At 61.1% G+C, this 13,441-nt stretch carries 12 protein-coding genes; 10 read left to right on the forward strand and 2 right to left on the reverse strand.

The window, feature by feature from the left end:
- Positions 1 to 269 precede the first annotated feature (269 nt).
- The 6 genes from AC1Q9F_RS15020 (at position 270) to AC1Q9F_RS15045 (ending at position 7,837) form a co-directional block, all read left to right on the forward strand.
- Complete coding sequence (locus AC1Q9F_RS15020; RefSeq protein ID WP_492620336.1) at positions 270 to 1,016, forward strand: gluconate 2-dehydrogenase subunit 3 family protein; 747 nt, start codon at positions 270 to 272, stop codon at positions 1,014 to 1,016.
- Positions 1,017 to 1,018: 2 nt separating this feature from the next.
- Complete coding sequence (locus AC1Q9F_RS15025; RefSeq protein ID WP_007953975.1) at positions 1,019 to 2,803, forward strand: GMC family oxidoreductase; 1,785 nt, start codon at positions 1,019 to 1,021, stop codon at positions 2,801 to 2,803.
- Positions 2,804 to 2,815: 12 nt separating this feature from the next.
- The gene (locus AC1Q9F_RS15030) at positions 2,816 to 4,117 is read left to right on the forward strand and encodes a c-type cytochrome (RefSeq protein WP_492620335.1); all 1,302 of its coding nucleotides are present in this window, start codon (positions 2,816 to 2,818) and stop codon (positions 4,115 to 4,117) included.
- 74 nt (positions 4,118 to 4,191) lie between these two features.
- Positions 4,192 to 5,250: a PA0069 family radical SAM protein gene (locus AC1Q9F_RS15035; protein ID WP_492620334.1), complete on the forward strand. Its 1,059-nt coding sequence runs from the start codon at positions 4,192 to 4,194 to the stop codon at positions 5,248 to 5,250.
- 238 nt (positions 5,251 to 5,488) lie between these two features.
- Entirely contained in the window at positions 5,489 to 6,220 is a 732-nt protein-coding gene (locus AC1Q9F_RS15040) for a carbonic anhydrase (RefSeq protein WP_007953979.1), read from the forward strand.
- 90 nt (positions 6,221 to 6,310) lie between these two features.
- Positions 6,311 to 7,837: a SulP family inorganic anion transporter gene (locus AC1Q9F_RS15045; RefSeq protein WP_207984547.1), complete on the forward strand. Its 1,527-nt coding sequence runs from the start codon at positions 6,311 to 6,313 to the stop codon at positions 7,835 to 7,837.
- A 51-nt stretch (positions 7,838 to 7,888) separates the two neighbouring features.
- Here AC1Q9F_RS15045 and AC1Q9F_RS15050 read toward each other — a convergent pair whose 3' ends face one another.
- Positions 7,889 to 8,521, reverse strand: a complete 633-nt coding sequence (locus tag AC1Q9F_RS15050) for a hypothetical protein (protein ID WP_007953981.1) — start codon at positions 8,519 to 8,521, stop codon at positions 7,889 to 7,891.
- A 369-nt stretch (positions 8,522 to 8,890) separates the two neighbouring features.
- On the opposite strand from AC1Q9F_RS15050, the gene coxB reads away from it, so the two are divergent.
- The 4 genes from coxB (at position 8,891) to AC1Q9F_RS15070 (ending at position 13,185) form a co-directional block, all read left to right on the forward strand.
- A complete protein-coding gene (coxB, locus tag AC1Q9F_RS15055) occupies positions 8,891 to 10,018 on the forward strand; it encodes a cytochrome c oxidase subunit II (protein WP_492620333.1) in 1,128 nt (375 codons plus the stop codon).
- A gap of 82 nt (positions 10,019 to 10,100) precedes the next feature.
- On the forward strand, positions 10,101 to 11,693 hold the full coding sequence (gene ctaD, locus AC1Q9F_RS15060) for a cytochrome c oxidase subunit I (RefSeq protein WP_007953983.1): 1,593 nt from the start codon (positions 10,101 to 10,103) through the stop codon (positions 11,691 to 11,693).
- 27 nt (positions 11,694 to 11,720) lie between these two features.
- Positions 11,721 to 12,272 (forward strand): cytochrome c oxidase assembly protein, encoded by a 552-nt coding sequence (locus AC1Q9F_RS15065; RefSeq protein ID WP_011331799.1) that lies wholly within the window; start codon positions 11,721 to 11,723, stop codon positions 12,270 to 12,272.
- A gap of 25 nt (positions 12,273 to 12,297) precedes the next feature.
- A complete protein-coding gene (locus AC1Q9F_RS15070) occupies positions 12,298 to 13,185 on the forward strand; it encodes a cytochrome c oxidase subunit 3 (RefSeq protein ID WP_011331798.1) in 888 nt (295 codons plus the stop codon).
- Between the two features lie 9 nt (positions 13,186 to 13,194).
- Here the strand turns inward: AC1Q9F_RS15070 and AC1Q9F_RS15075 are convergent, their stop codons facing one another.
- Positions 13,195 to 13,398 carry a twin transmembrane helix small protein gene (locus AC1Q9F_RS15075; protein ID WP_007953986.1) on the reverse strand — a complete coding sequence of 68 codons (204 nt, stop codon included), beginning with the start codon at positions 13,396 to 13,398 and terminating at the stop codon, positions 13,195 to 13,197.
- Positions 13,399 to 13,441: the final 43 nt, after the last annotated feature.

Here is a 13,441-nt window from a genome sequence, read left to right on the forward strand (position 1 = left end):
AGTGAAGGCCGCAGCTTGCGAGCCTCGCAGTCAAATCCCCGTGAGGCGCTTGTAAAAGAATCGTGAATACACCGGTTCCCTTGGTCGAAAAGCGGTCTTTTTTTGGCTGAATCGGTTCATCCGGTTGCTTAGCCTGCTACCATTTGTCACATCATGTTGCAGACGCGTCCCCCTTCTCCCGGTCATTCCGGCCACGTCGCAGCCCGAACATTCTTGAGCCGTTCGCAGAAACGGCTGACAACCATCAATGCCTGATGAGGTGCATCCCCATGTCTGATGAAGATCGAGACAACCCGCGGCGTGAGTTTTTGCGCAAATCCCTGACCCTGATTCCGGTCGTAACCCTCGCCGGCAGCGGTCTCGGCAGCACGGTGCTGCAAGCAGCGCCCGAAAGCGCGCCTGCCACAGCCCCGGCAAAATCGGCCGCCGTTGCAGCCAGCACTTATCAGCCGAACTACTTCACCGCCGAAGAGTGGGCGTTCATCAATGCCGCCGTTGCGCAGTTGATCCCCAACGATGCGCAAGGCCCAGGTGCACTCGAAGCTGGCGTGCCGGAATACATCGACCGTCAGATGAACACCCCGTACGCCGCCGGTGCTCTTTGGTACATGCAGGGCCCGTTCAATGCCGACGCCGCGCCAGAGATGGGCTGGCAGAGCAAACTGGTGCCAAAAGAGATCTATCGCCTCGGCATTGCCGCCACGGATCAGTGGGCAAAATCCCTCAACGGTAAAACATTTGCCGAGCAAGACAGCGCTACCCGAGACGATCTGCTCAAGCAGCTTGAAGCCGGAAAACCGCAATTCGACGCGGTTCCGGCGAAGATTTTCTTCAGTCTGCTGCTGCAAAACACCAAGGAAGGGTTCTTCTGCGACCCGATCCACGGCGGCAATAAAGGCATGGTCGGCTGGACCATGATCGGCTTCCCCGGCGCCCGCGCCGATTTCATGGATTGGGTGGAACGCAACGAGCAGTACCCCTTCCCGGCAGTTTCGATTCGCGGCGAGAGGGCGTGAGCATGGCAACGGTAATGAAGAAGGTCGACGCAGTGATCGTCGGTTTCGGCTGGACAGGCGCGATCATGGCCAAGGAGCTGACCGAAGCGGGACTCAACGTGCTGGCGCTGGAACGCGGGCCGATGCAGGACACCTACCCGGACGGCAACTATCCGCAGGTAATCGACGAACTCACCTACAGCGTGCGGAAAAAACTCTTCCAGGACGTTTCCAAGGAAACCGTCACCATCCGCCACAGCGTCAACGACATCGCCCTGCCGAATCGCCAACTGGGCGCGTTCCTGCCGGGCAACGGCGTGGGCGGCGCCGGGTTGCACTGGTCGGGTGTGCACTTTCGGGTCGACCCGATCGAACTGCGCATGCGCAGTCACTACGAAGAGCGCTACGGCAAAAGCTTCATCCCCAAGGACATGACCATCCAGGACTTCGGCGTCAGCTATGAAGAGCTGGAGCCGTTCTTCGATTTCGCCGAAAAAGTCTTCGGTACCTCCGGCCAGGCCTGGACCGTGAAAGGCCAACTGGTCGGCCAGGGCAAGGGCGGCAACCCGTACGCGCCGGATCGCTCGAACCCGTTCCCGCTGGAAGCGCAGAAGAACACCGTTTCCGCACAGCTGTTCGGCAAAGCGGCTACCGAAGTCGGTTACAAACCCTACAACCTGCCTTCCGCCAATACTTCAGGGCCGTACACCAACCCCTACGGCGCGCAGATGGGCCCGTGCAACTTCTGCGGTTTCTGCAGCGGTTATGTTTGCTACATGTATTCCAAGGCGTCGCCGAACGTGAACATTCTGCCGGCGCTGAAGCCGCTGCCGAATTTCGAACTGCGGCCCAATGCCCACGTCCTGCGGGTCAACCTCGACAGCACGAAAACCAAAGCCACCGGCGTCACCTACATCGACGGCCAGGGTCGCGAGATCGAGCAACCGGCGGATCTGGTGATCCTCGGCGCGTTCCAGTTGCACAACGTGCGCCTGATGCTGCTCTCCGGCATCGGCAAACCCTACGACCCGGTCAGCGGTGAGGGTGTGGTCGGGCGCAACTTCGCCTACCAGAACATGGCCACGATCAAGGCGTTCTTCGACAAGGACACCCACACCAACAACTTCATCGGTGCCGGCGGCAACGGCGTGGCGGTGGATGATTTCAACGCCGACAACTTCGATCACGGGCCGCATGGCTTCGTCGGTGGCTCGCCGATGTGGGTCAACCAGGCCGGCAGCCGACCGATCGCCGGCACCTCCAACCCGCCGGGCACTCCGGCCTGGGGCAGTGCGTGGAAACGCGCGACCGCCGATTACTACACCCATCAGGTGTCGATGGACGCCCACGGCGCGCATCAGTCCTACCGTGGCAACTACCTCGATCTGGACCCGGTGTACCGCGATGCCTACGGCATGCCGCTGCTGCGGATGACGTTCGACTGGCAGGAAAACGACATCAAGATGAACCGCTTCATGGTCGAGAAAATGGGCAAGATCGCCGAGGCCATGGGCCCGAAAGCCATCGCCGTGATCGGCAAGAAAGTCGGCGACCACTTCAACACCGCGTCGTACCAGACCACCCACCTCAACGGTGGCGCGATCATGGGCACCGATCCGAAGACCAGCGCGCTGAACCGCTATCTGCAGAGTTGGGACGTGCACAACGTGTTCGTCCCGGGTGCCTCGGCGTTCCCGCAAGGCCTGGGTTACAACCCGACCGGCCTGGTTGCCGCGCTGACCTACTGGTCGGCGAAAGCGATCCGCGAGCAATACCTGAAAAACCCCGGCCCGCTGGTTCAGGCTTAAGGAGCGATGACCATGAAGACTCTCGTTATCGCAACTCTGGCGCTGCTCGGCAGCACTGCCGCCCACGGCGCCGAAGTTGATCAATCCTTGATCAAACAAGGCGAATACCTTGCCCGCGCCGGTGACTGCGTGGCCTGCCACACGGCCAAGGACGGCAAGCCGTTCGCCGGCGGCCTGCCGATGGAAACCCCGATCGGCACGATCTACTCGACCAACATCACTCCGGATAAAACCGGCGTCGGTGACTACAGCTTCGAGGACTTCGACCAGGCCGTGCGGCATGGCGTGGCCAAAAACGGCAGTACCTTGTACCCGGCGATGCCGTACCCGTCCTACGCCCGTATCAGCGAAACCGACATGCAGGCGCTCTACGCCTACTTCATGCACGGCGTGGAACCGGTGGTGCAAGAGAACAAGGCCAGCAATATCCCGTGGCCATTGAGCATGCGCTGGCCGCTGATGGGCTGGCGCTGGCTGTTCGCGCCGAAGGTCGAGGACTACAAAGCCGCGTCGGACGATGCCGTCGTCAGCCGTGGGGCGTATCTGGTGGAAGGCCTCGGACATTGCGGCGCCTGTCATACGCCACGGGCCCTGACCATGCAGGAAAAATCCCTGAGCGCGGCCGAAGGCAGCAGCTTTCTGTCAGGCAGTGCGCCGCTGGAAGGCTGGATCGCCAAGAGCCTGCGCGGCGACCACAAGGACGGTCTCGGCAGCTGGAGCGAGGAACAACTGGTGCAGTTCCTCAAGACCGGTCGCAGCGACCGCAGCGCGGTATTCGGCGGCATGAGCGACGTAGTCACCCACAGCATGCAGTACATGACCGACGCCGACCTGACCGCGATTGCCCGTTACCTGAAATCGCTGCCGGCCAATGATCCTGCCGACCAGCCGCACCAGTACGACGAGAAAGCCGCCAAGGCCCTGTGGAACGGGGATGACAGCCAACGTGGCGCGTCGGTGTACATCGACAACTGCGCGGCGTGCCACCGCACCGACGGCCATGGCTACACCCGGGTGTTCCCGGCGCTGGCAGGCAATCCGGTGCTGCAATCGGACGACCCGACCTCGCTGATTCACATCGTGCTCAAGGGCGGCACCCTGCCTGCAACGCACACGGCGCCGTCCACCTTCACCATGCCGGGTTTCGCCTGGCGCCTGTCGGATCAGGAAGTGGCGGATGTGGTGAGCTTTATTCGTGGCAGTTGGGGCAACAAGGGCGCGCCCGTCAAGGCCGCTGATGTCGCCGAATTGCGCAAGGACGATATGAAGCAAACCTCGAACGATGACCTCGGCCAGGTGACACAGCACCACTGACTGTTCGCCCAACGGCACTAGTCAGATCGACAGCGCCTCGATACTGTATATGTACACAGTATCGAGGCGCTGCCATGTCCACCTCTCTTCCTCCGCGCGGTCGCGGCACCGCCACCAACCCGCACAACCGCTTCGCGCCGAATCGTTCGGTGGCCGAGGATGACGGCTGGTTTCAGGAAGTGCCTTTGACCCAGGGCACCGAAGTCAGCTTCGAGACCGCGAAGACCATCATCACCCGCAACACTTCGCCGGACCTGCCCTTCGACCGTTCGATCAATCCCTATCGCGGCTGCGAACATGGCTGCATTTATTGCTACGCACGGCCCAGCCACGCCTATTGGGACATGTCGCCAGGGCTGGATTTCGAAACCAAACTGATCGCCAAGACCAATGCCGCCCAGGTGCTGGAAGAACAGCTCGGGAAAAAAGGCTATCAATGCGCGCCGATCAACCTTGGCTCCAACACCGATCCCTATCAGCCGATCGAACGTGAACACCGGATCACCCGCCAGACCCTCGAAGTGCTGCTGCGCTACCGGCATCCGGTGACCATCGTCACCAAGGGCTCGCTGATCCTGCGTGATCTCGATCTGCTCACCGAACTGGCACAACAGCGGCTGGTGGCGGTGATGATCAGCCTCACCACCCTGGACGACGAACTCAAACGCATCCTCGAACCCCGCGCCGCCGCGCCCAAGGCCCGGTTGCGGGCAATCCGGGTGATGCGCGAGGCGGGGATTCCGGTGGGCGTGCTGTGTTCGCCGATGATTCCGATGATCAACGACAGCGAAATCGAAAGCCTGCTGACCGAAGCCCACGCGGCCGGCGCCCAGAGCGCGGCCTACATGATGCTGCGCCTGCCACTGGAAGTGGCGCCGCTGTTCGAGGAATGGCTTGAAGCGCACTACCCGCAACGCGCCGCCCATGTACTGAGCCTGATCCGCCAGAGCCGTGGCGGCGAGCTCTACGACAGCCGTTTCGGAGCCCGGATGCGCGGCGAGGGGCCGTTCGCCGACCTGCTCGCCCAGCGCTTCGCCAAAGCACTGAAACGCCTCGGGCTCAATCACCGCGAAGGCTTCAACCTCGATTGCACGGCCTTCTGTCCGCCGGGTCGCCAGATGGCGCTGATTTAGGGACAATTGGCCTATGGTTGAGAGGAAGGAATGCTTGGCCAGGTTTACGCCGGTCACGTTTTTTGTGACCTGGAACACACGTTCTAGAGCGCTTGATTCAGTTTGATTTAAGTTTCGGCGGTTACCTTGTTCATCGAGTGACTGAAGGGTCGGGATGACCCGGATGTTCTAAACAGCCACTGGCTTCACACCGGAATACACGGGAAAGACTCCCCGAATCCGCCAATGAGGATGAATCATGAGTGACAAGGATAAACAGCCGTTGGCTGCGTCGGCGCAAGCCGCCCCTGTGGCGGAATCCGCCGATGCAGCGTTGAAGCATATCGTTGACGGCTTTTTGCATTTTCATCATGAGGTCTTTCCGCAGCAGGAAGAACTCTTCAAGAAACTCGCCACGGCCCAGTCGCCACGGGCGATGTTCATCACCTGCGCCGACTCGCGCATCGTGCCCGAACTGATCACCCAGAGCTCGCCCGGCGATCTGTTCGTGACCCGTAACGTCGGCAACGTCGTTCCACCCTACGGCCAGATGAACGGCGGCGTTTCCACCGCCATCGAATACGCGGTACTGGCCCTTGGCGTGCAGCACATCATCATCTGCGGCCACTCCGATTGCGGCGCCATGCGTGCGGTGCTCAACCCGGACAGCCTGGAAAAGATGCCGACGGTCAAAGCCTGGCTGCGCCACGCCGAAGTCGCGAAAACCATGGTGCAGGACAACTGCAACTGCGCCAACGAAAAAGAAAGCATGCCGATCCTCACCGAGGAGAACGTCATCGCTCAACTGCAGCACTTGCGTACCCATCCTTCGGTAGCCTCGCGCATGGCGAACGGTCATCTGTTCATCCATGGCTGGGTCTACAACATCGAAACCAGCGAAATCAAAGCTTACGACGCGGATCAGGGTTGCTTCCTGCCACTCGACGGCAGCCATCCGATTCCGGTGGCGACGCCCAAAGCGCGCTTCTAAATCCTCCTAAAAATCTGTGTGGTTTGACGCCGGCCGCTGTTTCAGCGGCCCGGCCTTGCCATGCCTGAAGAAAACTTCGGGAGTATCGCCATGCGTGCGGCTCAATTGAAAGCTGTGTTGCCACGGGAGCTGCTCGCTTCAGTGGTTGTGTTTCTGGTCGCCCTGCCGCTGTGCATGGGCATCGCCATTGCGTCAGGGCTGCCACCGGCCAAAGGCCTGATCACCGGGATCATCGGCGGTCTGGTGGTGGGCTGGCTGGCGGGTTCGCCGTTGCAGGTCAGCGGGCCGGCGGCGGGTCTGGCGGTGCTGGTGTTCGAGCTGGTGCGCCAGCACGGCATCGAAATGCTCGGGCCGATCCTGCTGCTCGCCGGTTTTTTGCAACTGGTGGCTGGACGGCTGAAGCTCGGTTGCTGGTTCCGGGTCACGGCGCCAGCGGTGGTGTACGGCATGCTCGCGGGGATTGGCGTGCTGATTGTGCTGTCGCAAGTGCATGTGATGCTCGATGCTTCGCCGAAACCCTCTGGTCTGGACAACCTAACCGCATTCCCCGGCGCGGTGGCGCAGGCCTTGCCGTCCCTTGGCTGGCAGGCCGGGTTGCTCGGGCTCGCAACCATCGCCGTGATGTGGCTGTGGGAGAAATTCCGCCCGCATTCGCTGCGCTTCATTCCGGGTGCGCTGCTCGGCGTAGGATTGGCGACAGGCGCCAGCCTGTTATTGGCGCTGCAAGTGAAGCGGGTTGAAGTACCGGCGAATCTGGCCGAAGCCATCGACTGGCTGAAACCGGCGGACCTGCTCAGCCTGGCTGACCCGACGCTGCTGATCGCCGCGTTCGCCGTGGCTTTCATCGCCAGCGCCGAAACCCTGCTCTCCGCCGCCGCGGTGGATCGCATGCACAGCGGCCCGCGTTCGGACTTCGACCGTGAGCTGTCGGCGCAAGGCGTCGGCAACATGCTCTGCGGTCTGGTCGGCGCGCTGCCGATGACCGGGGTGATCGTACGCAGTTCGGCCAACGTCCAGGCCGGCGCCACCACACGCTACTCGACGATTTTCCATGGCCTGTGGCTGTTGGCGTTCGTGCTGTTGCTGTCGAGCGTGTTGCAGAGCATTCCGGTGGCGAGTCTGGCGGGCGTTCTGGTCTACACCGGTTTCAAACTGGTGGATCTGAAGGCGTTTCGTGGTCTGGGGCGGTATGGCCGGATGCCGATGTTCACCTACGCCGCCACGGCACTGGCGATCATTTTCACCGACTTGCTGACCGGCGTACTGATCGGTTTCGGCCTGACTCTGGTGAAACTGGCGTTCAAGGCCTCGCGCCTGAAAATCAGCCTGATCGATCTGCCGCAGGACGGGGAAATGGAGTTGCGTCTGGTGGGCGCGGCAACGTTCCTCAAAGTGCCGGCACTGACTCAGGTGCTGGGCAGCATTCCGCCGGGCACGACGGTGCACGTGCCGCTCAACAATCTGAGCTACATCGACCATTCATGTCTGGAACTGCTCGAAGAGTGGGGCCGGGCGAATGCGGCCAAGGGGGCGAAACTGTTGATCGAGTCGCGCGGGTTGAAGCGACGGCTCGAGGGGCGGATCCGCACCACCACCGGGATCGGTGCAGCAGGCTGAAAACATTTGGGGGAACAGAGCAATCTGTTCCCCCAATCGTTTGCGCACAGATCAAGCCGCAGGCTGATCCAGCTCCAGGCCCACGCCCAGACGACGGCTCATGCACGGCCAGCGTTTCCACGCCGCACCGGTGTCCGGGCTGCTGAGTTTCTCGCGGTAGGCTTCCACCGACTCCAGCGCAAAACTGTCGTCGTCGAGCATGCTGTCCACCGCGTGATGCACCACTTCGTCGAGTTGGTTGGCAAATTCCTCACCGATCAGCTGGTGAGCAATCAGATTGGCGACCGTCATGTCCAAGGGGATCAGTGGCTGGCCGAAATGCTTGATGTACAGGTCGTTGACCTCTTCGACAAAACGGTGCGCCAGATAGGCCTCGTCCAGCAGACTGTCCAGGCCCACGGGCGGCTGGATGAAGTACTGCTCGGCGATTTTCAGCACCGGTTTGATCTGCGACTCGATTCCCGCTTCCCTGGCGACTTCATTGGCTGCATCCAGCAGGTCTGGCACTTCGTCGATGTAGGCGGCGACAAATCGCGTCAGCACGCCGTTGGCGTCGGTTTCCGGCAACTGGATGGCCGGGTGCAGGTGTTGCAGTTGGGCTTCCAGCTGACGGGTCAGCTTTCCGGTTTCAATCTCGTGTTGTCGGGCTATGTGGATCTGCTCGCGCAATGCGGCGGTGTTCATGAAAACTCCAGGAAACAAGGCAATGAAATAGGGAAGACATAACTTAGCTGGCTTACGAAAAATGCTAAGACGCATTTGTCATAATTATTTCATCCTTGATGCAACGGCGTTATATCGGTTTGCCACCACTCGTCTGCATCCTTCTCCATTCGTGCCCTGGAACGCAAGTGCCAGCTGTTTCATTCGATTTACGTGCGCACATTGCATTTTTCAGCCGCTGTCTATACTCGCCAGTGAATGGAGTTAGCTGATGACGCCCGACTGCACCCGCAGCAAGGCCCGGCGATTCAAGTTCGTAGTCTGATGCAGCCGATCCCTTGCCGCAGGCGAAAGCCGGCGGGATAACAAGAACGATAAGGGGAACCCGCAATGATGCGACATCCACACGTCTGGATGGGCCTCCTGTTGTGGTCGATTTTCAGCCCGGTGCAAGCTGCCTGGACTGTGAATATGGCGCCTGGAGCGACTGAAATCAGTCACGCAGTATTCGACCTGCACATGACCATTTTCTGGATCTGTGTGGTGATCGGGATCATCGTCTTCGGCGCCATGTTCTGGTCGATGATGGTGCACCGCCGTTCTACCGGGCAGGTCGCCGCAAAATTCCACGAAAGCACCACCGTCGAAATTCTCTGGACCGTCGTCCCGCTGCTGATTCTGGTGGCGATGGCCGTTCCGGCGACCGCGACCCTGATCAAGATGTACGACACCAGTGAGCCGGATATCGATATCCAGATCACCGGTTATCAGTGGAAGTGGCACTACAAATACCTGGGCCAGGATGTCGAGTTCTTCAGCAACCTGGCCACGCCCGCCGAGCAGATCCACAACAAGGAAGCCAAGGGCGAGCACTACCTGCTCGAGGTCGACAAGCCGCTGGTGCTGCCGACCGGGGCCAAGGTGCGCTTTCTCGTGACCTCCGCCGACGTGATCCACTCCTGGTGGGTGCCGGCCTTCGCGGTCAAGCGCGATGCGATCCCCGGGTTCGTCAACGAAGCCTGGACCCGCATCGACAAGCCCGGCCTCTACCGTGGCCAGTGCGCCGAGCTGTGCGGCAAGGATCACGGCTTCATGCCGATCGTGGTCGACGTCAAGGAGAAGGCCGACTACGAAAAATGGCTCGCCGAGCGCAAGGCCGAAGCGATGCAACTCAAGGAGCTGACCAGCAAGGAATGGACCCTCGACGAACTCAAGGAACGTGGCGACAAGATCTACCACACCACCTGCGTCGCCTGTCACCAGGCTGAAGGCCAGGGCCTGCCGCCGATGTTCCCGGCCCTCAAGGGCTCGAAAATCGCCACTGGCCCGAAAGAGGCGCACCTGAGCCTGGTGTTCCACGGCAAACCGGGCACCGCAATGGCGGCGTTCGGCAAGCAGCTGTCGGAAGTCGATATCGCAGCGGTCGTGACCTACGAACGTAACGCCTGGGGCAACAACAAGGGCGACATGGTCACGCCAAAAGAAGTGCTGGAGCTGAAACAGGCGGAAAGCAAATGAGCCGGTCTATTGCGTACTTCGTGAACCGGTCGGGGCCCTGCGCCCCGGCCTGCCCAGTCCACTCACTTGAAGGAGACCGGCCATGAGCGCTGTCATCGATGACCACGGTCATGCCGACCACGACCACGCCCACGGCCCCGCCAAAGGCCTGATGCGCTGGGTGCTGACCACCAACCACAAGGACATCGGCACGCTGTACCTGTGGTTTGCATTCTGCATGTTCCTGCTCGGCGGCTCGTTCGCCATGGTGATCCGCGCCGAGCTGTTCCAGCCCGGCCTGCAGATCGTCGAACCGGCGTTCTTCAACCAGATGACCACCATGCACGGTCTGGTGATGGTGTTCGGTGCGGTGATGCCGGCATTCGTCGGCCTCGCCAACTGGATGATCCCGTTGATGGTCGGCGCGCCGGACATGGCCCTGCCGCGGATGAACAACTTCAGCTTCTGGCTGCTGCCGGCGGCGTTCCTGCTGCTGGTCTCGACCCTGTTCACCCCCGGTGGCGGGCCGAACTTCGGCTGGACGTTCTACGCGCCGCTGTCCACCACCTATGCCCCGGAAAGCGTGACGTTCTTCATCTTCGCCATTCACCTGATGGGGATCAGTTCGATCATGGGCGCGATCAACGTGATCGCCACCATCCTCAACCTGCGCGCCCCCGGCATGACCCTGATGAAAATGCCGCTGTTCGTCTGGACCTGGCTGATCACCGCGTTCCTGCTGATCGCGGTGATGCCGGTGCTGGCCGGGTGCGTGACGATGATGCTGATGGACATCCACTTCGGCACCAGCTTCTTCAGTGCCGCCGGCGGCGGTGACCCGGTGCTGTTCCAGCATGTGTTCTGGTTCTTCGGCCACCCCGAGGTGTACATCATGATCCTGCCGGCCTTCGGTGCCGTCAGCCAGATCATTCCGACCTTCTCGCGCAAGCCGCTGTTCGGCTACACCTCGATGGTCTACGCCACGGCGAGCATCGCGTTCCTGTCCTTCATCGTCTGGGCGCACCACATGTTCGTGGTGGGCATCCCGCTGGTGGGCGAGTTGTTCTTCATGTACGCGACGATGCTGATCGCGGTGCCGACCGGGGTGAAGGTGTTCAACTGGGCCAGCACCATGTGGCAAGGCTCGATGACCTTCGAGACACCGATGCTGTTTGCCGTGGCGTTCGTGATCCTGTTCTCCATCGGCGGTTTTTCCGGGCTGATGCTGGCCATCGCGCCGGCGGACTTCCAGTACCAGGACACCTACTTCGTGGTCGCGCACTTCCACTACGTGCTGGTGCCGGGGGCGATCTTCGGGATCTTCGCGTCGGCCTATTACTGGCTGCCGAAATGGACCGGCCACATGTACGACGAAACCCTGGGCAAGCTGCACTTCTGGCTGTCCTTCGTCGGCATGAACCTGACGTTCTTCCCGATGCACTTCGTGGGCCTGGCGGGCATGCCCCGGCGGATTCCGGACTACAACCTGCAGTTCGCCGACTTCAACATGGTGTCGTCGATCGGCGCGTTCATGTTCGGCGCCACGCAGATCTTCTTCCTGTTCATCGTGATCAAGACCATCCGTGGCGGCGAACCGGCTCCGGCCAAACCGTGGGATGGCGCCGAAGGTCTGGAATGGAGCGTGCCGTCACCGGCGCCGTATCACACCTTCACCACGCCGCCGGAAGTGAAATGAACCCTGTAGCCGTTGAGGACCGCCACCATGGCTGACTCGATCTCGATGAAGAAGCTGGTCACCCGACTGCTCGGCGTGGTGGTGGCGATGTTCGTCTTCGGCTTTGCCCTGGTGCCGATCTACGACGTGATGTGCAAGGCGTTCGGCATCAACGGCAAGACCGCCGGGCAGTACGAAGGCGAGCAGACCGTCGATGCTTCGCGGCAGGTGCGGGTGCAGTTTCTGTCGACCAACACCGCCGACATGCCGTGGGACTTCTACCCCAAGCATGACGAACTGACGGCCAACCCCGGCGCGGTGAACGAGATGATCTTCATCGCGCGCAATCCCACCGACAAACCGATGAGCGCGCAAGCGGTGCCGAGCATCGCGCCGAGCAATGCGGCGGCGTATTTCCACAAGACCGAATGCTTTTGCTTTACCCAGCAGGTGCTGCAGCCCGGTCAGCAGATCGAGATGCCGGTGCGTTTCATCGTTGACCGCGACATGCCCAAGGACGTGAAGCACCTGACGCTGTCCTACACGCTGTTCGATATCACCGCCCGACATCCTCCGGTGGCTGCAAACACTGGCGGTTAAGCGTGCCCGATAAGGAGAACAATAAATGGCAACTCATGAGCACTATTACGTCCCGGCCCAGAGCAAGTGGCCGATCGTGGCCACGGTGGGGATGTTCGTCACCGTGTACGGTCTGGCGACCTGGTTCAACGATCTGAAGGCAGCGCGTCCGGAATCCCACGGCCCGCTGATCTTTTTCGTCGGCGGGCTGTTGCTGGCGTACATGCTGTTCGGCTGGTTCGGCACGGTGATCAAGGAAAGCCGCGCGGGGTTGTACAGCCCGCAACTGGACCGCTCGTTCCGCTGGGGCATGAGCTGGTTCATCTTCTCCGAGGTGATGTTCTTCATCGCCTTCTTCGGCGCGCTGTTCTATGTACGGCACATCTCAGGCCCGGCACTCGGCGGCGAAGGCACCAAAGGCATCGCGCACATGCTCTGGCCGAACTTCCAGTTCACCTGGCCGCTGCTGCACACACCGGATCCGAAACTGTTCCCGCCGCCCAAGGAAGTCATCAGCCCCTGGGGCCTGCCGCTGATCAACACCATCCTGCTGGTGAGCTCCAGCGTGACCATCACCATCGCCCACCACGCGCTGAAGAAAGGTCATCGCGGCGCGCTGAAACTGTGGCTGGCGATCACCGTGCTGCTGGGCTGTGCGTTCCTCGGCTTCCAGGCCGAAGAATACATCCACGCCTACCACGAACTGGGGCTGACACTCGGTTCGGGCATCTACGGCGCGACGTTCTTCATGCTCACCGGTTTCCACGGCGCCCACGTGACCATCGGCACGATCATTCTGTTCGTGATGCTGATGCGCATCATGAAGGGCCACTTCGACAACGAACATCAGTTCGGCTTTGAAGCGGCGAGCTGGTACTGGCACTTCGTCGATGTGGTGTGGATCGGCTTGTTCATCTTCGTTTACGTGCTCTGAGGAACAGAGCTACCAAGGCGCGTGCGACACCAGTTGGCCGCTGTAGAAACCCCAGGCGATCAGGCCGACGGTGACGGCGGCCAATGCCACCCGAACACTCAAGGCGATCACCAGCCGATTCGAGCTGCTGTCGTCCTTGACCAGGAAAAACAGGCCGCTGAACAGGCTGACCACCGTGGCAATCAGCATCAGGACGATGGCTGCTTTGAGCATGGGAAGAACTCCGGGGGAACAAGCGATGCATCTGAGTATAGCG

It is taken from the genome of Pseudomonas sp. GW823-FHT04A03, from assembly GCF_058796615.1.

Bases quoted from the DNA above. Each gene is read 5' to 3' on its own strand.
- AC1Q9F_RS15020 (WP_492620336.1), top strand. From the start codon at position 270: ATGTCTGATGAAGATCGAGACAACCCGCGGCGTGAGTTTTTGCGCAAA.
- AC1Q9F_RS15025 (WP_007953975.1), top strand. From the start codon at position 1,019: ATGGCAACGGTAATGAAGAAGGTCGACGCAGTGATCGTCGGTTTCGGC.
- AC1Q9F_RS15030 (WP_492620335.1), top strand. From the start codon at position 2,816: ATGAAGACTCTCGTTATCGCAACTCTGGCGCTGCTCGGCAGCACTGCC.
- AC1Q9F_RS15035 (WP_492620334.1), top strand. From the start codon at position 4,192: ATGTCCACCTCTCTTCCTCCGCGCGGTCGCGGCACCGCCACCAACCCG.
- AC1Q9F_RS15040 (WP_007953979.1), top strand. From the start codon at position 5,489: ATGAGTGACAAGGATAAACAGCCGTTGGCTGCGTCGGCGCAAGCCGCC.
- AC1Q9F_RS15045 (WP_207984547.1), top strand. From the start codon at position 6,311: ATGCGTGCGGCTCAATTGAAAGCTGTGTTGCCACGGGAGCTGCTCGCT.
- AC1Q9F_RS15050 (WP_007953981.1), bottom strand. From the start codon at position 8,521: ATGAACACCGCCGCATTGCGCGAGCAGATCCACATAGCCCGACAACAC.
- coxB (WP_492620333.1), top strand. From the start codon at position 8,891: ATGATGCGACATCCACACGTCTGGATGGGCCTCCTGTTGTGGTCGATT.
- ctaD (WP_007953983.1), top strand. From the start codon at position 10,101: ATGAGCGCTGTCATCGATGACCACGGTCATGCCGACCACGACCACGCC.
- AC1Q9F_RS15065 (WP_011331799.1), top strand. From the start codon at position 11,721: ATGGCTGACTCGATCTCGATGAAGAAGCTGGTCACCCGACTGCTCGGC.
- AC1Q9F_RS15070 (WP_011331798.1), top strand. From the start codon at position 12,298: ATGGCAACTCATGAGCACTATTACGTCCCGGCCCAGAGCAAGTGGCCG.
- AC1Q9F_RS15075 (WP_007953986.1), bottom strand. From the start codon at position 13,398: ATGCTCAAAGCAGCCATCGTCCTGATGCTGATTGCCACGGTGGTCAGC.